This window comes from Bradyrhizobium sp. USDA 3311, from assembly GCF_054062495.1.
Map to the genome: position 1 here is coordinate 8735575 of NZ_JBSSFI010000001.1, position 19539 is coordinate 8755113.

Annotated in this window: 17 protein-coding genes; 11 read left to right on the top strand and 6 right to left on the bottom strand. The window is 65.8% G+C overall.

The genetic code is table 11. From position 1 onward, the window contains the following. Positions 1-25: 25 nt before the first annotated feature. Together ACVWW6_RS41530 and ACVWW6_RS41535 are read left to right on the top strand one after the other, a co-directional pair. Entirely contained in the window at positions 26-604 is a 579-nt protein-coding gene (locus ACVWW6_RS41530; protein WP_028172955.1) for a L,D-transpeptidase, read from the top strand. A 285-nt stretch (positions 605-889) separates the two neighbouring features. After that, on the top strand, positions 890-1705 hold the full coding sequence (locus ACVWW6_RS41535; protein WP_028172954.1) for a DUF2927 domain-containing protein: 816 nt from the start codon (positions 890-892) through the stop codon (positions 1703-1705). A gap of 22 nt (positions 1706-1727) precedes the next feature. Here ACVWW6_RS41535 and ACVWW6_RS41540 read toward each other — a convergent pair whose 3' ends face one another. The 3 genes from ACVWW6_RS41540 to ACVWW6_RS41550 all read right to left on the bottom strand — a co-directional run bounded on the left by ACVWW6_RS41540 (position 1728) and on the right by ACVWW6_RS41550 (position 4441). Further along, entirely contained in the window at positions 1728-2534 is an 807-nt protein-coding gene (locus ACVWW6_RS41540) for a class I SAM-dependent methyltransferase (RefSeq protein ID WP_028172953.1), read from the bottom strand. A gap of 110 nt (positions 2535-2644) precedes the next feature. Then, on the bottom strand, positions 2645-3304 hold the full coding sequence (locus tag ACVWW6_RS41545; protein ID WP_456682811.1) for a helix-turn-helix transcriptional regulator: 660 nt from the start codon (positions 3302-3304) through the stop codon (positions 2645-2647). Between the two features lie 9 nt (positions 3305-3313). Next, complete coding sequence (locus tag ACVWW6_RS41550; RefSeq protein ID WP_456682812.1) at positions 3314-4441, bottom strand: threonine synthase; 1128 nt, start codon at positions 4439-4441, stop codon at positions 3314-3316. Positions 4442-4816: 375 nt separating this feature from the next. On the opposite strand from ACVWW6_RS41550, the gene ACVWW6_RS41555 reads away from it, so the two are divergent. The 3 genes from ACVWW6_RS41555 (at position 4817) to upp (ending at position 8151) form a co-directional block, all read left to right on the top strand. After that, the gene (locus ACVWW6_RS41555) at positions 4817-6073 is read left to right on the top strand and encodes a GTP cyclohydrolase II (RefSeq protein WP_028172951.1); all 1257 of its coding nucleotides are present in this window, start codon (positions 4817-4819) and stop codon (positions 6071-6073) included. 7 nt (positions 6074-6080) lie between these two features. Then, positions 6081-7319, top strand: a complete 1239-nt coding sequence (locus tag ACVWW6_RS41560; protein ID WP_456682813.1) for a URC4/urg3 family protein — start codon at positions 6081-6083, stop codon at positions 7317-7319. A 202-nt stretch (positions 7320-7521) separates the two neighbouring features. Further along, positions 7522-8151, top strand: a complete 630-nt coding sequence (upp, locus tag ACVWW6_RS41565; RefSeq protein ID WP_456623846.1) for a uracil phosphoribosyltransferase — start codon at positions 7522-7524, stop codon at positions 8149-8151. A gap of 14 nt (positions 8152-8165) precedes the next feature. Here the strand turns inward: upp and ACVWW6_RS41570 are convergent, their stop codons facing one another. After that, positions 8166-9275, bottom strand: coding sequence for a M48 family metallopeptidase (locus tag ACVWW6_RS41570; protein ID WP_028172949.1), 1110 nt, complete (start codon positions 9273-9275; stop codon positions 8166-8168). A gap of 3 nt (positions 9276-9278) precedes the next feature. Next, complete coding sequence (locus ACVWW6_RS41575) at positions 9279-10433, bottom strand: YjgN family protein (protein WP_039187289.1); 1155 nt, start codon at positions 10431-10433, stop codon at positions 9279-9281. A 302-nt stretch (positions 10434-10735) separates the two neighbouring features. On the opposite strand from ACVWW6_RS41575, the gene ACVWW6_RS41580 reads away from it, so the two are divergent. Continuing rightward, positions 10736-12001 (top strand): cytochrome P450, encoded by a 1266-nt coding sequence (locus ACVWW6_RS41580; RefSeq protein WP_456682814.1) that lies wholly within the window; start codon positions 10736-10738, stop codon positions 11999-12001. A gap of 63 nt (positions 12002-12064) precedes the next feature. Further along, positions 12065-13339, top strand: a complete 1275-nt coding sequence (locus tag ACVWW6_RS41585) for a cytochrome P450 (RefSeq protein ID WP_404523902.1) — start codon at positions 12065-12067, stop codon at positions 13337-13339. 235 nt (positions 13340-13574) lie between these two features. Here the strand turns inward: ACVWW6_RS41585 and ACVWW6_RS41590 are convergent, their stop codons facing one another. After that, complete coding sequence (locus ACVWW6_RS41590) at positions 13575-14495, bottom strand: LysR family transcriptional regulator (RefSeq protein ID WP_161536253.1); 921 nt, start codon at positions 14493-14495, stop codon at positions 13575-13577. 125 nt (positions 14496-14620) lie between these two features. On the opposite strand from ACVWW6_RS41590, the gene ACVWW6_RS41595 reads away from it, so the two are divergent. From ACVWW6_RS41595 to mdlC, 4 genes are all read left to right on the top strand, one after another. Beyond that, positions 14621-15790 carry an acyl-CoA dehydrogenase family protein gene (locus ACVWW6_RS41595; RefSeq protein WP_456682815.1) on the top strand — a complete coding sequence of 390 codons (1170 nt, stop codon included), beginning with the start codon at positions 14621-14623 and terminating at the stop codon, positions 15788-15790. Positions 15791-15800: 10 nt separating this feature from the next. Further along, positions 15801-16901 carry a CaiB/BaiF CoA transferase family protein gene (locus ACVWW6_RS41600; protein ID WP_456682816.1) on the top strand — a complete coding sequence of 367 codons (1101 nt, stop codon included), beginning with the start codon at positions 15801-15803 and terminating at the stop codon, positions 16899-16901. Positions 16902-16916: 15 nt separating this feature from the next. Further along, the gene (locus ACVWW6_RS41605) at positions 16917-17768 is read left to right on the top strand and encodes an FAS1-like dehydratase domain-containing protein (protein ID WP_456682817.1); all 852 of its coding nucleotides are present in this window, start codon (positions 16917-16919) and stop codon (positions 17766-17768) included. 138 nt (positions 17769-17906) lie between these two features. Then, positions 17907-19529 carry a benzoylformate decarboxylase gene (mdlC, locus tag ACVWW6_RS41610; protein ID WP_456682818.1) on the top strand — a complete coding sequence of 541 codons (1623 nt, stop codon included), beginning with the start codon at positions 17907-17909 and terminating at the stop codon, positions 19527-19529. Positions 19530-19539: the final 10 nt, after the last annotated feature.

The window sequence follows — 19539 nt, forward strand, 5'->3', positions numbered from 1 at the left end:
ATCGATTTTTTTGCTGGGGGAAACAATGATCCGGTTTTTTGCCGCGCCGATTGCCGCCATTGCACTGCTGACGGCCACCGCCGGCGGCGCCTTTGCCGAAGAGTTCGACTCGCGCGACATCATGGGCGGCGGCCCGAACTTCTTCCGCGGCGGCTCGAGCCCGATCCCCCGCACCACCGTCAACTACTCCGGCAACTATGCCCCCGGCACGATCGTGGTGAACACCTCCGAGCGGCGGCTCTATCTGGTGCTCCAGAACGGCCAGGCGCTGCGCTACGGCATCGGCGTCGGCCGCGACGGCTTCCGCTGGGGCGGGGTGCACAGGATCACCGCCAAGAAGGAGTGGCCGGACTGGACGCCGCCGTCGCAGATGCTGGCCCGCCGGCCCGACCTGCCGCGCCACATGAAGGGCGGCATCGAGAACCCGCTCGGCGCGCGCGCGATGTATCTCGGCTCGACGCTGTACCGCATCCACGGCTCCAACGAGCCGGAGACGATCGGCCAGGCGGTCTCCTCGGGCTGCTTCCGCATGACCAACGACGACGTCAGCGACCTCTATAGCCGCGTCTCGGTCGGCACCACCGTGGTCGTGCTGAACAACTGAAGCGCAATTGGCCTCCACGCACGTGGTGTGCTCCCTCTCCCGCTTGCGGGAGAGGGTTGGGGAGAGGGTCTCACCGCAACGGGACAATCCTCCGGAGGAGAGAGCCCTCACCCGCCGCTACGCGGCGACCTCTCCCGCAAGCGGGAGAGGTTGAGGAAGCCGCGGCTTCGGCTGGATCACACGAAGTCTGTCACGCTTTTGCTACAGATGATTGGCGGGAACCCGCAGGGCGCGTGAATTTGCGGTCTTGTGCGCGGGACGCGAATACGGCAGCGTCGGGTGACGATGAGCGCATTGAATCCGCCCTCGCTTTCCCTCCGCATCGCCCTCCTGGCGCTCGCAGCGCTCACCGGTGTGCCTGACACCGCTACCATGGCCGCCGCGGGCGAATTGCCCGCGATCGCCTCGCGCCAGCGCGCCGAGAAGAAGAGCTTTACCGACAGCGAGATCGTCGAGGGTTTTCTCAAGACCGCTTTCGGCGCCGAATACCACCTCGCCGGCCGCGTCGACCGCATCCGCAAGTTCGACGGGCCGGTGCGCGTGTTCGCCGAGAGCGACCGCGCCGACCGCAAGACCCAGCTCGCCAAGGTCGTCGCCGACATCGGCACGCGCGTGCAGCATCTCGACATCGCCATGGCCGGCAGCAGCGAGGCGGCGAACGTGCGGGTGAAGCTCGTGCGCGACCGCGATCTGTTCCGCACCATCTCGAGCTTCTACGGCGCGGAGAAGGCGCGCGAGATCCGCACCTCACTCGATCCGCAATGCCTGTCCGGCTTCCGCAAGAACGACAATTTCGAGATCGAGCATTCCGACGTCATCCTCACCGTCGACAACGGCGACTTCACCTTCCTCGACTGCGCCTATGAGGAGCTGCTGCAGTCGCTCGGTCCGATCAACGACACCACGAGCGTGCCCTGGACCATGTTCAACGACAACGTCTCGATGGGCTATTTCGACGTCTACGACCAATACATCCTCAACCTGCTCTACGACCCCCGCATCAAGCCCGGCATGACCGTGCTGGAGGTCAAGGCGGTGCTGCCCGCCGTGCTCACCGACGTGCGCGCCTGGGTGAGGCGGGTGAACGATCTGAAGGAGTGAGGGATTCTTACCTCTCGCCGCCTCACACCTTCCTTGCCTTCGTCATCAGGAACTGCTGGCGCATCACGTTGTGGCCGGCGTCGAAATACTCCGAGATCAGCGCCTCGAACTCGGCACGGAAGCTCTTGAGCTTGTCCGGCTCGTCCTTGTACTGGGCGACGAGCTTGATCAAGGGCCCGATCGTCGATTCCATGGTGCGGCGGAAATGCTGCGGGCTGAGTGCCGACGGCGTCATCATGTCCATCTCGAAAGAGAGATCCTTCGCTTTCCCTGCGAGACGCTCGGCGACGATCTTCGGATCGCCCCACAACACCGGTGATGCCACGCCCTCGGGCGGCGGCAGATGGCGGCCGATCATCGCGAACATCCGTCCGACATACAGATGCGGCGGCCAGGTGGAGAACGCGATGGTGCCGCCAGGCTTCAGCACGCGCAGCATCTCGCCGATGGCAACGTCCGGGCGCGGCGCGAACATGTGGCCGAACTGGCTGAGCACCACGTCGAACTCGTTGTCGCCATAGGGCAGGCTTTCCGCGTCGCCGTCGACGAAGTCGACATCGAGGTTCACCAGTTGCGCATGCTCGCGGGCGCGCTCGATCAGAACCGGCGACAGGTCGAGACCCCTCACCTTTGCCCCGCGACGCGCCGCCGTGATCGCGACAACACCGGTGCCGCATCCGACGTCGAGCAGCCTTTGACCGGCGGCAACGCCGGCAAAACCGACGAGCTTGGCGGCGGTCGGTGTCGTGAAAACCTCCATCGGCGTGAACAGCGACCAGGCTTCCTTCTGGACAGCCTTGAAACTTGCAAACGGATCCTGCGCGGTCATGGAACTCTCCCATCGCTCGAGGTCGATCTCCATGAGGCGGGCGACGGACGCGGAAGGTTCAACGCGGGCTGATGGTCGCAACGGCACTGCGTTCCGGCTGGCGGACCGCCTCACCTCGCATCGGCATACACGGTGGCGCGCGATACGCCGAGATGGGCGGCGATGATGTCGGAGGCGCGGCGCACCTGCATGCCGCCGGCATCGCGCAATTCGCGCAGCAGGGTGCGGCGGTCTTCCGTGGAGAGCGCGCGGGGCGTGGTGGCGCGGCGCGCGGCGAACCGGTCGATATGGGCGCGGATGGCGTCGGCGCCGACGGGGTTGAGGGATTCGCGCGGATTGTTTTGCGCATCGACGCTGACGAACTGGCCGATCGCGCTCTGCAAACCCTGGAACAGCGTCAGATCGACGTTGAGGCAGAGGGCGGCGACGTATGAACCGTCCGCGCCCTTGATGCCGATCGAGGTGCTCTTGGCCTGCCGTCCGTCGGCGAAGCTGTTGGCGTAGTTCGAGATCACCTGCGCGTAGTTGGGATCGGCGATGCGGGCGAGGCCAAGCTCGGTCGCGTCCTGGCCGACCTTGCGGCCCGACAGGTTGTTGTGAATGGCGACGATCGCGTTCGTGGGATCGGTGAGATCGTGCAGCACGACCTCGCAGAACGGCGCAAAGGTCTCCCCCAGCCCCTGCGCGATCTGCTGCAACTGGTCGAACAGCAGCTTTCGTTCGGCCGTGGCCCTGCCCGATGCGGCGGACGCGGATTTGCTGCGGCTCATCGCCCGGCCCTACTGCACGAGATCGGCGACGATTGTGGCGGCCTTCAGCCCCGTGCCGGTGAGCACCGCGACCGTGGCCTCGTTCGCCTTGATGGCGCCAGCGGCGGAGAGCTTGTCCAGCGCGGCGGCTGCGCTGGCACTGGTCGGCTCGGCGAACAGGCCTTGCCGCGCAAGTCGCCGCAGGGCGGCGACGATCTCGTCCTCGGCGAGCGCAACGGTGCCGCCGCCGCTATCGCGCAAGGCGGCGATGATCTCGCGCAGACGCAGGGGATTCTTGATCGCGGTGCCCTCGGCGATGGTCTTGCTCACCTCGCGCGCGACCGGCGTATCGACGCCGGCCTTGAAGCTCGCATCGATCGGCGAGCAGTTCTGCGGCTGTGCCGCGAACAGGCGCGGCAGCTTCGCGATCTGGCCGGCCTTCAGCAGTTCGCGGAAGCCGAAGGCGCAACCGAGCAGGCTGCTGCCGGCGCCGACGGGGACGATGACGTTGTCGGGGGCGCGGAAGCCGAGGTCTTCCCAGATTTCATAGGCGAGCGATTTGGTGCCTTCGAGGAAGAACGGCTGCCAGTTGTGGCTGGCGTAAAAAGTCTGGCTCGACTGGCGGATCGCCTCGGCCTCCGATTCCTCGCGTGGCCCTTCGACGAGCTGCACCGCCGCGCCGTAAGCGCGCACCTGCGCGATCTTGGCCGGCGACGTCGAGGCCGGCGCCAGGATCTTCACGCGCATGCCGCCGGCGGCACCCAGCCCCGCCATCGACGAGCCGCCATTGCCGGAGGAGTCCTCCAGAATGGCGTCGACACCGATCTGCCGAAGGAAGGACAGCATCACGGAGGAGCCGCGGTCCTTGAAGCTGCCGGTCGGGTTGAACCATTCGAGCTTGAACAGCGGGCGCAGGTCGCCCCACTGCTGCTGCACCAGTGGCGTGCAGCCCTCGCCGAGCGTGATCGGATTCTTGATCTCGACCGGCAGCGCCGCCCCGTAGCGCCACAGCGACCGCGTGCGCGGCTCGATCTCCTCGCGCGAGATCCCGGCCCCCGGCGTCACCAGCAGCGGCGTGCGCTCGTCCGAGCACCAGCGCGGCTGGTCGAGCGGATAGAGCTTTCCGGTGCGGGGGTCGATGTAGCTGGCGGCGGGCATGGCAGGCTCCATGGCAGAGACGATCTATACGCTTTGTCTGATTATATACGTTCTGTCCAGTCGCGGCGCAATCGCCACAACACCTCTTGAAAACAGGAAAACTAAAACTATTTCAAATCTTTAGGTCTACCGCACGGATCGAACGGCAGGGTTCGACCGGAGCGAGGGCGCGGGATTCACGCGGACCGGGCTGGTTCGCCGACGATGGAATTTGGCGATGAACGCTTGCCGGGCGCTGCACCATTAACTTGTCTGTCGCCGTCGGCCGCTACAATATGTTGGATTGAGCTTGCGCCGCCGGTGCTCCGCATTGGTAACGCAAAGTGAGCCAGGCCCGTCCGAGCGGCGGGCCGTTGGCTTTTTGGGAGCCTGGACATGAGCCGCGCGAACCGTACCGATCACATCCGCCTGACCTCCCATCCGGAGCCGGGCAGGAAGGCCGCCTTTCCGATCCATTGGGGCGCAGCCGATGCGCGCACCCGCGGGCCGATCATCGGCACGGTGTCGCGCGCTGGGGATCGCAACGTGATCGGCAGCCATGGCGGCTCCTATGCGATGTACCGCGCGCTCGCCGTCTCCGCCGGGGCGCTCGATCCCATCAGGCGTCCCGACCTCACCAACACCTTTCCGGCGGCCACCATCGGGCCGTTTCCGCAATGGAACGATCCGGCCAAGATCGTCGCACTCGACCCCTGGGGGCATCTCGTCGCCGAGAATTTTGGCAAGGAGATCGCCGAGGGCTCCGACATCCGGCCGAGCATCGCGGTGACGCGCGCCCGGCTCGACCTGCCCGAGATCCGCGAGGCGCTGGCCGCAAAACGGCTGCGCGCCGACGGCGAGGTCGTGCATGCCAATGGCAGCGTGTCGGTGGTGAAGATCGCGATCGATCCGGTCTGGTATCTGCCGGGCCTCGCCGCGCGCTTCGGCACCGGCGAGACCGAGCTGCGCCGCACGCTGTTCGAGCAGACCGCCGGCATGTTCCCCGAGCTGGTGACGCGGCCGGACATGAAGGTGTTCCTGCCGCCGATCGGCGGCACCACGGTCTACATGTTCGGCGACGTCAGCAAGCTGCCCGACCATCGCACCAAGATCACCTGCCGCGTCCATGACGAGTGCAACGGCTCCGACGTGTTCGGCTCCGACATCTGCACCTGCCGGCCCTATCTCATCCACGGCATCGAGGAATCCGCGCGCGGCGCGCAGGAGGGCGGGCTCGGGCTCGTCGTCTACAACCGCAAGGAAGGCCGCGCGCTCGGCGAGGTCACGAAATTCCTGGTCTACAACGCCCGCAAGCGCCAGGAGGACGGCGATGCCGCCGCCGCCTATTTCGAGCGAACCGAATGCGTCGCCGGCGTGCAGGACGCGCGCTTCCAGCAATTGATGCCGGATACCATCCACTGGCTGGGGCTGAAGCGCATCGACCGCTTCCTGTCGATGAGCGACATGAAGCACGACGCGCTGACCTCGCAGGGCATCGACATCGTCGAGCGCGTGCCGATCCCGCCGGAGCTGATTCCCGCCGACGCCTATGTCGAGATCGCGGCCAAGAAGGCTGCCGGCTACTACTCGACCGACATCGCGCCGGAGAAGGACGTGAACGGCGTGGTCGGGCGTTCGCTGGAAAAATACTGATCGATTGATGGCGGACACCAGAGAACAACAGGCCCGCTCGCTGCTCACCGCAGCAGCGGTTCGCGCGCGCGCCGGGCAGATGCTCGAGCTTGGCCTCAAGGGCGGGCTCAGCCACTTCACGATCGATCTCGACCGCATGGACGGCGTTGCGGACGCGGTGCTCGCGGTCACGCGAAAAGCCTATCCGACGCTGGACGTCCCCTTCCACGCCCGCTGGCGGCATTTTGTGCTCGGCGGCGGCGATCGCTGGGCGCGCCTTGCCGACGCCGCGTCGTGGCCGGATCGCGCGGCGCGGGCGCGCGCGGAGTTCGACCTTGCCATCGTCAGCGTGCTGCTCGATGCCGGCGCCGGCGCTGCCTGGCGCTATCGTGACGCGGTGACGGGCGAAAGCATCGGCCGGTCCGAGGGGCTTGCGATCGCGAGCCTCGACATGTTCGCAAGCGGGCTCTTCTCCAGCGATGCCAGCGCGCCGTTCAGGGTCGATGCGAACGTACTCGCGCAATTGCCCCTCGCCGCCCTCACCTCTGCGTTTCAGGTCAGCGACGCCAATCCGCTGCTCGGCCTCGACGGACGCACGGATCTGCTGCGGCGTCTGGGCAAGCAGGTGGCGGACCGCGCCGAGGTTTTCGGCCTGCACGATACGCCGCGGCCCGGCGGATTGTTCGACCACATCGCGGCGCAGGCTGTGGGCGGCGCCATCGCCGCGCCGGCGATCCTGTCCGCGGTGCTGAACCAGCTCGGGCCGATCTGGCCATCGCGGCTCGAGCTTGCCGGGATTCCGCTCGGCGATTGCTGGCGCCATCCGGCGATCAAGGCAGATGATGCGACCGCCGGCCTCGTGCCGCTGCACAAGCTGTCGCAATGGCTGAGCTATTCGCTGATCGAGCCGCTCCAGCGCTCCGGCTTCGCGGTCACCGACATCGACGGCCTGACCGGACTTGCGGAATACCGCAATGGCGGCCTGTTCGTCGATCACGCGGTGCTGCGCCTGCGCGATGCCGCTGATGCCGACCGCGCGCATGCGGTGGATTCCCTGCTCGTCGTCGAGTGGCGCGCGCTGACCGTCGCGTTGCTGGATCGTCTTGCCGAACTGGTTCGCACCAAGCTCGGCCGCACGCCTGAGACCTTGCCGCTCGCCAGCATCCTGGAAGGCGGCACCTGGGCCGCGGGCCGCGCCATCGCCTTCGCACGCCGTCCCGACGGTTCGCCGCCGCTCAAGGTCATCAGCGACGGCACGGTTTTTTAAACCCTCTCCCCTTGTGGGAGAGGGTGGCTTCGCGAGAGCGAAGCCGGGTGAGGGGTATGTCTCTGCGGGCACATCTCTCGCCGGAGTTTGCTGAAACAGACCCCTCATCCGGCGCTTCGCGCCACCTTCTCCCACAAGGGGAGAAGGAAGAAGCGCCGGCTCGTTGCATTTCAATCAACGCGCATTTCGTTAGGAGCGTTACATGGAAGGCGTCACCGTCGTCGATCATCCGCTGGTGCAGCACAAGCTGACGCTGGTGCGGGACAAATCCATCTCGACCAAGTCGTTTCGCGAGCTGATCAAGGAGATCGGCATGCTCCTGTGCTACGAGGTGACGCGCGACCTGCCGCTCGCCGACACCGTCATCGAGACGCCGCTGGCGACGATGCACTCGGCCAAGATCGCCGGCAAGAAGCTGGTGTTCGTGCCGATGCTGCGCGCCGGCACCACCTTCGTGGACGGCATGATGGACCTGGTGCCGACCGCCCGCGTCGCGCATATCGGACTCTACCGCGAGCCGCACAGCTTTGCCGCGGTCGAATATTTCTTCAAATCGCCGTCCGATCTCGGCGAGCGGCTTGCGATCGTGGTGACACCGGTGGTCGCCACCGCCAACACGGCCGTGGCCGCCATCGACCGGCTCAAGGAGCGCGGCGCCAAGGACATTCGCCTCGCCTGCCTGATCGCGGCGCCGGAAGGGTTAGAGCGGCTGCGCGGATTGCATCCGGACGTGCCAATCTGGACGGCCGCGGTGGACGAAGGTCTCGACGAGAACGGCTTTATTTTGCCGGGCCTTGGCGATGCCGGCGACCGCGCCTACGGGACGAGATAAGAGCGAAGCCTAATTTAGATCTTCCCGCTGCCGCAAATGCCCTTCAGCGCCCGCCACTCCGCATCTGTCAGCAGCGGCGGGCCGCTGACGGGACGATCTTCCTTGGTCATGCGGGCGAGACGGTCCTCGGTCAGCGGGTGGCTCGACAGGATCGTGAAACCGCTGCCGCCTTCCTTGCCGGTGATGCGGAACATCAGCTCGGCCGAGGGCTTCGGCGAGCGGCCGAGCGCGTGCATGATGTCGATGGCGAAGGTGTCGGCGCCGGTCTCGGCCTCGCGCGAATAGGAGGCCTCGACCACGCTGCGCGAGGCGAAGATCACGGCGGATGAGCCGGTGACGTCGCCGAACAGCAGGCCGATCAGGAACGAGGTGCCGCCGTTGTAGATCAGGCCGCGCATGTTGTCGTGATGCTTGAGATGGCCGAGCTCGTGGGCGAGGATGCCGGCAAGCTCGTCGGGGCTTTCGGCCCTGTCGAGCAGGCCCTGCAGCAAGAACACCTTGCCGCCGGGCAGCGCGAACGCGTTCGGCACCGGGGTCGGCAGCACGCCCGCGGTCATGGAATCGTCGTCGAGGCCGGCGGCATCGCGCAAGCGGTTGACCAGTTTTGTGAACGCGGCCTTGCCCGCGGGGTCTTCGCACGTGCGGCCGCCGAAGATGGTCTTCACCTGGACCTCGGACGCATCGCCAATGCGGCGCTCGATCGGCTTCGGCACCAGCGGCGCGAGGCGATCGGCAGCGAGCGGCACGCCGAACAGCACGACACAGACGATCGAGACGGCGGCGGCCACCGACCAGCCGACGATTTTCGCGATACCGCGGCGCGTGGTCTGGTGCTCGTCGAGACGCATGCAGCGGACGGTCACGTCTGCCGCGAGTGCAGTATCGCGAATCTCCAGCCGTGCCAGCGGCGGCGCGGACGTCGAGGCCAGACGCAGGACACCGGCCGGACTGTCGGCACGCCGAATGTCGGCATAGGCCCAGCGAACGGGCGTCGCGCCCTCTTCAACGATCTCGAGCGCATCACCGAGCGTCAGCGTCACCTGCCGCCTGCGGCTCGACACGCCGTCGAAGTAGATCGTCGGCTTTGCGGACTGCGCCGGAGCCTCGGTGGACAACTCACTCACAGGTCAGAATCCCGCGACATCGAGCCCATCGGCAAAGCCTTCGCCGAGCGCGCTGGCGAGCTCGCCGCCGCCGCGCACGTCCGCCGCGGCTCCGATGTTATGCACCTCGACGGTTTCCAGCACCTTGGCCCAGAGATCGCGCTGAAGATAGACCCGCATGATGATGTTGATCGCAAGCGCAAGGGCGAAATAACCGATGACCATCATCACCAGCATCGGAATGCTCTTGGCGGTATTGTCCGGGCCGAACAGCTGCTCGACCGGAAGGCCGCTCAGCTTGACGACGAGCATGGTGGCACCGCCGAGATAGGCGGCGAAAATGATCGAGAGCAGCATCCACCAGCCGATCACCTTCCAGTACAGGCCGTAGAATGCGTTATGCGGCAGCTCCGAGGACAGGCTGACGCCGCCGATGCGGATGCCGTCCAGCCACCAGCGCCATTCGCGCGCCTTGAACTCGGCATAGAAGAACGGGGCGAGCGGGAAGATGACCAGCGCGATCGGGCTGAGCAGCCAGAGCCACCAGCCGCGCTTGAAGAACGTCCAGCCATCGCCTTCGAAATCGCCGGAGAGATCACCGTAATGGGTGTGCTGCATCTTGTAGCGTTCGAGCGAAGCCTCGCGCCAGGGCAGCGCCAGGCCGAGCGTCAGGAACACCAGCAGGCCCCACAGCATGGCCCGGAACGAATAGGCCCAGCCCGAGCCGTCCATCCAGAACCGTACGCCGCGCCAGACCGTGCGGGTCAGGCGATAGCGCCGCGCGCGAAAAATCGCGAACTGGCCGAAGGCATAAAAGCTGATGAAGAGCGGCGTCGAGGCAAAGCCCTGCCAGCGCTCGAACTCGATACCGATGAGGAAATAGGCGAGATAGATCGGCACGAGGATCGCCAGCGCGAACAGGAAGCCGATCAACAGCTCCTTGCCCCGGCCGGTATATTCGGCGGCGTCGCCGTCGATCGACGTGTTCGACCACAAGTGACGGCGGATGTCGGTGACGAGCCAGAACCGGTAGAAGCCGAAAGTGACCAGCTCCAGCATGGCACCTTTGGTGACCATTTTGCGGAACACGGAGCGGTCGCCGGCGAAGTCGACGCGCGTGGGCGGCAGTGGCGGCGGGACGGGCTCGGAGCCGATGGGGGCCCATTGCATGTCGTTCACGGCGGCAACCTCGGGATGTTGGCCTGTTGCGGTCAAACTATAGATCAGGGATTGGTCGATCCCCAAGACGGGTGGGTTCGATTTGCCTCGATTCCAGTCGATTTCTGGCACGTTTCCCGGTCCAACGGCGTGCGGGAGATCACGTTGACACATCTGCGTGACGGAAGCCGGATACTCACGCAAAGGTTGGATGTGGCAAAACTCGCCCTTGCCCCGACGCAGACAACCGGCTGTAATTGCAAATCAAATACCGCAGTGCAGAATTCAACGAGAACGCGCGGTTCACGTCAGGGAGAGCGGTCATGCACGGGACCATCGAAAGCACGGCAAAGCTCGATGCATTGCGCGAGCGCGCGACATCACTGCCGCTGGAGCAATTCGATCCCGGCGATCCTGAATTGTTCAGGACCGATACGTTCTGGCCCTATTTCGATCGCCTGCGCCGTGAAGACCCCGTGCACTACTGCAAGGACTCGATGTTCGGGCCGTACTGGTCGGTGACGCGCTACAACGACATCATGGAGATCGAGACCAACCATTCGGTGTTCTCCTCGGCCTCCGCGCTCGGCGGCATCACCATCCGCGACATCGATCCCGACCTGCGCCGCGAGAGCTTCATCTCGATGGACCCGCCGCGCCATGCGGCACAGCGCAAGACCGTGGCGCCGATGTTCACGCCGACGCATCTGGACAATCTCGCGCTCAACATCCGCGCCCGCTCGGCCGAGTGCCTCGACAATCTGCCGCGCGGCGAGGTGTTCGACTGGGTCGACCGCGTCTCGATCGAGCTCACCACGCAGATGCTGGCGGTGCTGTTCGACTTCCCCTGGGAGGACCGCCGCAAGCTGACGCGCTGGTCGGATATCGCCACCACCATTCCCGGCCCCGACGGCCTCGTCGCCACCGAAGACGAGCGGCAGGCCGAGCTGACCGAATGCGCCGGCTATTTCGCGCGCCTGTGGAAGGAGCGCATCGAACAGCCTCCTAAGAGCGACCTGCTTTCCATGATGGCGCATGGCGCGGCGACGCGCGACATGGACGCGAAGAACTTCCTCGGCAATCTCGTCCTTTTGATCGTCGGCGGCAACGACACCACCCGCAACACCATGTCGGGCTCGATCTACGCGCTGAGCCAGCATCCGGAGCAATATCGCAAGCTGCGCGAGAATCCCGCGCTGCTCGACAGCTTCGTGCCGGAAGTGATCCGCTGGCAGACGCCGCTGGCGCATATGCGCCGCACCGCACTCTCCGACTTCGAATTCCGCGGCAAGCAGATCAAGAAGGGTGACAAGGTCGTGATGTGGTACGTCTCGGGCAACCGCGACGAGCAGGCGATCGAAAAGCCCTACGATTTCATCATCGACCGCGCCCGCCCGCGCACGCACCTGTCCTTCGGCTTCGGCATCCACCGCTGCGTCGGCTTGCGGCTTGCCGAACTCCAGCTCAAGATTATCTGGGAAGAGATCCTCAAGCGCTTCGATCATATCGACGTGGTCGGCGAACCCAAGCGGGTCTATTCGAGTTTCGTAAAGGGACTTGAAACCTTGCCGGTGAAGATTGCGGCATGAGTCAACTCCCTCTCCCCGCCCGCGGGGAGAGGCGAAACAAGAGCGACAACTGGAGCCACGACCATGAACATCCAGACGCCGGTGAAAGTGGACAAGGCCGAACGCATGCGCCGGGCGCGCGAGGAGGCCTACGCGACCCCGCTCGCGCAGTTCCACCCAGGCGCCCCCAGGCTGTTCCAGGACGACACGCTGTGGCCGTGGTTCGAGCGGCTGCGCAAGGAAGAGCCGGTGCATTACTGCACCAACGCGCCGATCGAGCCGTACTGGTCGGTGGTGAAGTACAACGACATCATGCATGTCGACACCAACCACGGCATCTTCTCCTCCGACTCGACGCTCGGCGGCATCTCGATCCGCGACGTGCCGGAAGGCTACGACTATCCGAGCTTCATCGCGATGGACCAGCCCCGGCATTCGGCGCAGCGCAAGACGGTGTCGCCGATGTTCACGCCGACGCATCTGGACGAGCTGGCAAAGTTGATCCGCCAGCGCTCGCAGACCGTGCTCGACAACCTGCCGCGCAACGAGACCTTCAACTTCGTCGAGCGCGTCTCGATCGAATTGACGACGCAGATGCTGGCGACGCTGTTCGACTTCCCCTGGGAGGAACGGCGCAAGCTGACCCGCTGGTCCGACGTCTCGACCGCGCTGCCCAAGAGCGGCATCGTCGCCTCGGCCGAAGAGCGCCGCCGCGAGATGGACGAATGCTACGCCTACATGTCCAAGCTGTGGAACGAGCGCGTCAACTCCGCCCCGCGCAACGATCTGTTGTCCCTGATGGCCCATAACGACGCGACGCGCTTCATGGACCCCGACAACCTCATGGGCAACATCATCCTGCTCATCGTCGGCGGCAACGACACCACGCGCAACACCATGACCGGCTCGGTGCTGGCGCTGAACGAGAACCCCGAGCAATACGACAAGCTGCGCGCCAACCCTGCGCTGATCGACTCCATGGTGCCGGAGGTGATCCGCTGGCAGACCCCGCTCGCCCATATGCGGCGCACCGCGCTGCAGGATACCGAGATCGGCGGCAAGCAGATCACGAAAGGCGACCGCGTCGTGATGTGGTACGTCTCCGGCAACCGCGACGAGGAGGCGATCGACCGCCCGAACGAGTTCATCATCGACCGCCCGCGGCCGCGCACCCACCTCTCCTTCGGCTTCGGCATCCACCGCTGCGTCGGCATGCGCCTCGCCGAACTCCAGCTCAAGATCGTCTGGGAGGAGATGCTGAAGCGCTTCGACCGCATCGAGGTGGTCGGCGAGCCCAAGCGGATCTATTCGAGCTTCATCAAGGGGTATGAGTCGCTGCCGGTGAGGATTCCGGGGTAGCGATTACGCCGTCCTTGCGGCGCATTCGACTTTATCCCCTCACCCTGAGGAGCGCGCTCTTTCGCGCGCGTCTCGAAGGGCGAGGCCGAGAGCCGGGCCTGCATCCTTCGAGACGCGCGAAGACGCGCTCCTCAGGATGAGGATCGGGCCCCTGGCCCAGCTATAAAATTCCGGCATGACAGGTCGCGCCAGATGCGAAGGCAAGATGGCGCGCGGCTGTTCTACGACACGGCATCTAACTCAACTTGATGTCCCACAGGCCTTCCTTGCGGCAGGCGGCGACCTCCTCGCGCAGGAGCGCGGTGATGGCCAGCGAGGCCGTCGAGGCCGGGCGGTCGATCGGAGAAGCGAAAATGAGCTCGCGCGTCATCGGCCTGGACACGACAGCGGTTTCCAGCCGCCCGTCCGCGACCTCGCCGTGGACCGACGAGGGCGGCAGCAGCGCGAAACCGAGCCCCTCCTCCACGAGGCTCGTCAGCACGCGAAACGAATCCGCCTCGAGCTGGACGTTGAGCTTGATCTTGCGCTGGGCGGCGGCGTGCTCGATCAACGCACGGAGGCCGTGGGAATGACTGGGCAGCACCAGCCGCTGCCGGAGCAGCCAGCCGATCTCGACGCTCTTCTTGCGCGCGAGGCCGCAGCCGCGCGGGCCGACCGCGACGATGTTGTCGCGGCCGAGGCTCTGCACGTTGAGATGCAGATCGGCCGAGCGGCCATAGAGGATGGCGAGATCCATCTCGCCGCGGTGCAGCCATTCGACCAGGTGGCCGCTGTAGCTCTCGACAATGCGCAGCGAAATGCCGGGAAATGTCTCGACGCAGCGCCGCGCGAAGCGCGCCGACAGCACGCAGCTCACGGTCGGAACCAGGCCAAGCACGACCTGGCCGGACGGCGGCCCCTTGGCCGACTGGATGTCGTCGCGGATCTGGTCGATCTGCCGCACGATGCCGGAGGTGCGTGCGAGCAGAAGCCGCCCGGCCTCGGTCAGCACCATGCCGCGGCCGTTGCGCGTGAACAGCTCGACGCGCAGCTCGTGTTCCAGAAGCTTGATCTGGCGGCTGAGCGCCGGCTGCGCCACGCGCAGCGTGTCGGACGCCTTGGAGAGGCTGCCGAGCTCCGCCACGCAACTGAAGGTCCTGAGCTGCCGGAAATCCATGCTTGCCAATCCTCGAAGGCTACTCCATACGCTATAGCAAATGAGCATAGGGGGCGGGCGTTGTTTTCACAACGCCAGAGGATCGGCCGGCGTTATCTTAACTGCCGCTACAATTGGGAAACGCCATGAGTGAAGAACACCACAGCGAAGATCACGCCGACATCCGCGATGCCGTCGCAAAGCTCTGCGCGCAGTTTCCCGGCGAATACTGGCGCAAGCTCGATCGCGAGATGGCCTATCCTAAGGCCTTCGTCGACGCGCTGACCGAGGCCGGGTATCTCTCGGTGCTGATCCCCGAGGAATATGGCGGCGCGGGCCTGAAGCTGTCCGCGGCGGCCGCAATCCTCGAGGAGATCCAGCGCGCAGGCTGCAATGGCGGCGGCTGCCATGCCCAGATGTACACGATGGGCACGGTGCTGCGGCACGGCAATGCCGAGCAGAAGGCAAAATATCTGCCGAAGATCGCGAGCGGCGAATTGCGCCTGCAGGCCTTCGGCGTCACCGAGCCGACCAGCGGCACCGACACCTCCTCGCTGAAGACCTTTGCGCGCAAGGAAGGCAACGACAGCTACATCGTCAACGGCCAGAAGATCTGGACCAGCCGCGCCGAGCATTCCGACCTGATGGTGCTGCTGGCGCGCACCACGCCGAAGGAGCAGGTCAAGAAGCGCACCGACGGCCTTTCCGTGTTCATCGTCGACATGCGCGAGGCCAAGAACAACGGCCTCGAGATCCGCCCGATCCGCACCATGATGAACCACGCCACCACCGAAGTGTTCTTTACCGACATGAAGGTGCCGGCGGAGAATCTGATCGGCGATGAAGGCAAGGGCTTTCGCTACATCCTCTCCGGCATGAATGCCGAGCGCATCCTGATCGCGGCCGAATGCGTCGGCGACGCCAAATGGTTCATCGCCAAGGCCACGAACTATGCCAAGGAGCGCAGCGTTTTCGGCCGGCCGATCGGCCAGAACCAGGGCATCCAGTTTCCGATCGCGAAAGCCTACGCCTCGATGCGCGCGGCCGAGCTGATGGTGAGGGAAGCCACCCGCAAATACGAGGCCGGGCTCGACTGCGGCGCGGAAGCCAACATGGCGAAGATGCTGGCGGCGGATGCGTCCTGGGAAGCGGCCAATGCCTGCATCCAGACCCATGGCGGCTTCGGCTTTGCCGAGGAATACGACGTCGAGCGCAAATTCCGCGAGACACGGCTCTACCAGGTGGCGCCGATCTCGACCAATCTGGTGCTGTCCTTTGTCGCCGAGCATGTGCTCGGCATGCCCCGCTCGTACTGAGGCAGCAATCATGGGAGCACTTGACGGGATCAGGGTGATTGCGGTCGAGCAGGCGGTGGCGGCGCCGTTCTGCTCCTCGCGCCTGGCGGATGCCGGCGCGGAGGTGATCAAGATCGAGCGGCCGGAGGGCGACTTCGCCCGCGGCTATGACGCGGCAGCCAAGGGCCAGAGCAGCTATTTCGTCTGGCTCAACCGCGGCAAGCAGTCGGCGGTGGTCGATCTCGCCACCAAGGAAGGCTGCGCCGAACTGGAGAAGCTGATCGCGAGCGCCGACGTGCTGATCCAGAACCTCAAGCCTGGCTCGATGGACAAGCTCGGCTTCTCGCGCGAGCGGCTCTTGAAGGACTATCCGAAGCTGATCTCGTGCACGATCACCGGCTATGGCGACGAGGGTCCCTACGCGCACCGCAAGGCCTATGACCTCCTGATCCAGGCCGAGAGCGGGCTTGCCTCGATCACCGGCAACCCTGATGGCGCCTCGCGCGTCGGCATGTCCATTGTCGACGTCGCGACCGGCGCCACCGCGCATGCGGCGATCCTGGAGGCGCTGATCGCGCGCGGGCGCACCGGCAAGGGCGCAGACATTCGCATCTCCATGTTCGACGTCATGGCCGACTGGTGCACCGTGCCGCTGCTCAACTCGGAGGCCGGCAATCCGCCGAAGCGCATGGGGCTGCGTCATCCCTCGATCGCACCCTATGGCGTGTTCACCTCGAAGGACGGCAAGGACATCCTGATCTCGATCCAGAGCGAGCGCGAGTGGAAGACGCTCTGCGTGAAGGTGCTTGACCAGCCCGACCTGCCGGCCGATCCGCGCGTCGCCAACATGGTGGAGCGCGTGCGCAACCGCGATTTCACCGACAAGACGGTGGCCGATGCCTTCGGCAAGATGACGCGCGACGAACTGCTGAAGCGGCTGTCGGATGCCGACATCGCCTTTGCCGAGGTCAACACCATGGCCGACCTCACCAACCACCCGCATCTGCGCCGCATCGAGGTGGACACGCCGAACGGCCGCGTCAGCTATCCCGCACCGGCGCCGATCATCGTCGGCGAAACGCGCAGCTATGGTGCCGTGCCTGGCATCGGCGAACGTCCATCCAAGAAATAACAAGAGCGAGGCATCATGACCGGGAAGCTCGACATCGATCACTTGCGGCAATGGATCGGCCGCAGCACGGAGGCCACCGACATCGTTACCGCGCAGCTCGTCATGGGCCTGCGCGCGACGCTGTTACAGGAGGTCGGCGAGCCCAAAAAGGGCGATGCCGCACCGTTCACGGTGCACTGGTGCCTGGCGCAGCCGGTGTTTCCGATGTCGATGCTCGGCCCCGACGGCCACCCGACCCGCGGCGGCTTCCTGCCGCCGGTGCCGCTGCCGCGCCGGATGTGGGCCGGCGGCGAGATCGAATTTTTGCAGCCGCTCTGCGTCGGCGATGAATCGACGCGGACCTCGCGCATTGCCGACGTCACGGTGAAGACCGGCTCGACCGGCACGCTGTGCTTCGTCGCGGTCGAGCACACCGTGACCTCGCCGCGCGGCGTTGCCATCCGCGAGCGGCAGGACATCGTCTATCGCGAGATGACGAGCGGCGCGCCCGCTGGCGCCAAGGCCCCGCCTCCGCCGCCGAAGGCGCAGCATCGCGAGACCCACGTCTCCGATCCCGTGCTGCTGTTCCGCTATTCCGCGCTGACCTTCAACGGCCACCGCATCCATTACGACCGCGACTACGTCACCAAGGTCGAAGGCTATCCGGGCCTGATCTTCCACGGCCCGCTGCAGGCGGCGCTCATCATCGAGCTGGCGGCGAAATTGCGGGGCGGCAAGGCGCCGAAGAAGTTTACCTATCGCGGGCTTCAGCCGCTGTTCGAGGGCACCGAGTTCTCCATCAACGCCAATGACGGCGGCGAGAGCATGGAGCTGTGGACCGCGAACGCGGAGGGGCAGCCGACGATGAAGGGCACGGCGGTGTGGTGATAGATACACCGTCATTCCGGGGCGGTCCGCAGGACCGAACTATGGTGCGCAATTACGCACCTGAGAATCTCGTCATTCCGGGTTCGCTTCGCGCCCCGGAATGACGAGCCAAACAATAAGCATTCAGGGACGGAAACCATGGCAAAGAACGGCAAGGCCGGCAGCAAGGCCGTCACCGTCAAGCAGGCCACGATCGACCTGCTGCGCTCCTTCGGCATCGACAGGGTGTTCGGCAATCCCGGCTCGACCGAACTGCCGTTCCTCAGTGACTGGCCCGACGACATCGACTACGTGCTGGCGCTCCAGGAAGCCTCCGCGGTCGGCATGGCCGACGGCTACGCGCAGGCGACGCGCAATGCCGGCTTCGTCAATCTGCATTCGGCGGCTGGCGTCGGCAACGCGCTCGGCAACATCTATACCGCGCATCGCAACCAGACGCCGCTCGTGATCACCGCGGGCCAGCAGGCGCGCTCGATCCTGCCGCTGCAGGCGTTCCTCTATGCCGAGCGCGCGTCGGAGTTTCCGCGGCCCTACGTCAAGTACAGCGTCGAGCCGGCGCGGCCCGAGGACGTGCCGGCCGCAATCGCGCGCGCCTATTACACCGCGATGCAGCCGCCCTGCGGGCCGACCTTCGTCTCGATCCCGATCGACGACTGGACGCATGCCACGGCGCAGATCGAGGCGCGCAAGGTCAGCCGCGAGATCGGACCCGAGCCGGAAGCAATGAAAGCGCTGGTCGCCGCGCTCGGCTCAGCCAAGCACCCTGCCCTCGTCGTCGGCCCCGGCGTCGACCGCGCCGGCGCGGTCGATCTGATGGTGCGCGTCGCCGAGAAGGCCAAGGCCAGCGTCTGGGTCAGCCCGTTCTCGGCGCGATGCTCGTTCCCCGAGCGTCATCCGCAGTTCGCGGGCTTCCTCCATGCCTCGCCGGCGCAACTCTCCGACGCGCTGCGCGAGCACGATCTCGTCGTCGTGGTCGGCGCACCCGTGTTCACCTTCCATGTCGAAGGGCATGCCGCAATCTTCGACGGCGGCGCGACGATCTTCCAGATCACGGATGATCCGGACGCCGCAGCCGTGACGCCGGTCGGCACCAGCATCGTCGCCACGATGAAGCCGGCGCTGAGCCTGCTGCTCGACCTGCTGCCGGAGAGCAAACGGGCGACGCCCAAAGGCCGCACGCTGCCGCCGGCGCCGCAGGCCGCCGATCCCCTGCCGGTCGAATTCCTGCTGCATTCGCTGTCGCAGGCGATGCCCGACGGTGCATCGCTGGTCGAGGAAGTGCCCTCGCACCGGCCCGCGATGCAAAAATTCATGCCTATGCGCGGCCAGGATAGCTTTTACACCATGTCGAGCGGCGGCCTCGGCTACTCGCTGCCGGCCGCGGTCGGCATGGCGCTCGGCAAGCCGAAGAGCCGCACCGTGTGCCTGATCGGCGACGGCTCGGCGATGTATTCGATCCAGGCGCTGTGGACCGCCGCGCAGCGCAAGCTGCCGCTGACCGTCGTCGTCATCAACAATTCCGGCTACGGCGCGATGCGCTCGTTCAGCCAGGTGATGCAGGTGCGGAACGTGCCCGGGCTGGAGCTGCCGGGGATCGATTTCGTACGGCTTGCGGGGGGCATGGGCTGCCACGCGGTGCGGGTGAGCAAGGCCACCGAGCTCGGCGAGGCGCTGAAGCGCGGGATGGCGCACGAGGGCACATGCCTCGTCGAGGTCATCGTGGATTCGGCGGTGCCGGTGCTGTACGGGCAGAAGCACTAGGGACGCGCGC

Bases quoted from the DNA above. Each gene is read 5' to 3' on its own strand.
- ACVWW6_RS41590 (WP_161536253.1), bottom strand. From the start codon at position 14,495: ATGGATTTCCGGCAGCTCAGGACCTTCAGTTGCGTGGCGGAGCTCGGC.
- ACVWW6_RS41555 (WP_028172951.1), top strand. From the start codon at position 4,817: ATGAGCCGCGCGAACCGTACCGATCACATCCGCCTGACCTCCCATCCG.
- ACVWW6_RS41560 (WP_456682813.1), top strand. From the start codon at position 6,081: ATGGCGGACACCAGAGAACAACAGGCCCGCTCGCTGCTCACCGCAGCA.
- ACVWW6_RS41535 (WP_028172954.1), top strand. From the start codon at position 890: ATGAGCGCATTGAATCCGCCCTCGCTTTCCCTCCGCATCGCCCTCCTG.
- ACVWW6_RS41580 (WP_456682814.1), top strand. From the start codon at position 10,736: ATGCACGGGACCATCGAAAGCACGGCAAAGCTCGATGCATTGCGCGAG.
- ACVWW6_RS41540 (WP_028172953.1), bottom strand. From the start codon at position 2,534: ATGACCGCGCAGGATCCGTTTGCAAGTTTCAAGGCTGTCCAGAAGGAA.
- mdlC (WP_456682818.1), top strand. From the start codon at position 17,907: ATGGCAAAGAACGGCAAGGCCGGCAGCAAGGCCGTCACCGTCAAGCAG.
- ACVWW6_RS41530 (WP_028172955.1), top strand. From the start codon at position 26: ATGATCCGGTTTTTTGCCGCGCCGATTGCCGCCATTGCACTGCTGACG.
- ACVWW6_RS41605 (WP_456682817.1), top strand. From the start codon at position 16,917: ATGACCGGGAAGCTCGACATCGATCACTTGCGGCAATGGATCGGCCGC.
- ACVWW6_RS41545 (WP_456682811.1), bottom strand. From the start codon at position 3,304: ATGAGCCGCAGCAAATCCGCGTCCGCCGCATCGGGCAGGGCCACGGCC.
- ACVWW6_RS41550 (WP_456682812.1), bottom strand. From the start codon at position 4,441: ATGCCCGCCGCCAGCTACATCGACCCCCGCACCGGAAAGCTCTATCCG.
- ACVWW6_RS41600 (WP_456682816.1), top strand. From the start codon at position 15,801: ATGGGAGCACTTGACGGGATCAGGGTGATTGCGGTCGAGCAGGCGGTG.
- ACVWW6_RS41595 (WP_456682815.1), top strand. From the start codon at position 14,621: ATGAGTGAAGAACACCACAGCGAAGATCACGCCGACATCCGCGATGCC.
- ACVWW6_RS41585 (WP_404523902.1), top strand. From the start codon at position 12,065: ATGAACATCCAGACGCCGGTGAAAGTGGACAAGGCCGAACGCATGCGC.
- upp (WP_456623846.1), top strand. From the start codon at position 7,522: ATGGAAGGCGTCACCGTCGTCGATCATCCGCTGGTGCAGCACAAGCTG.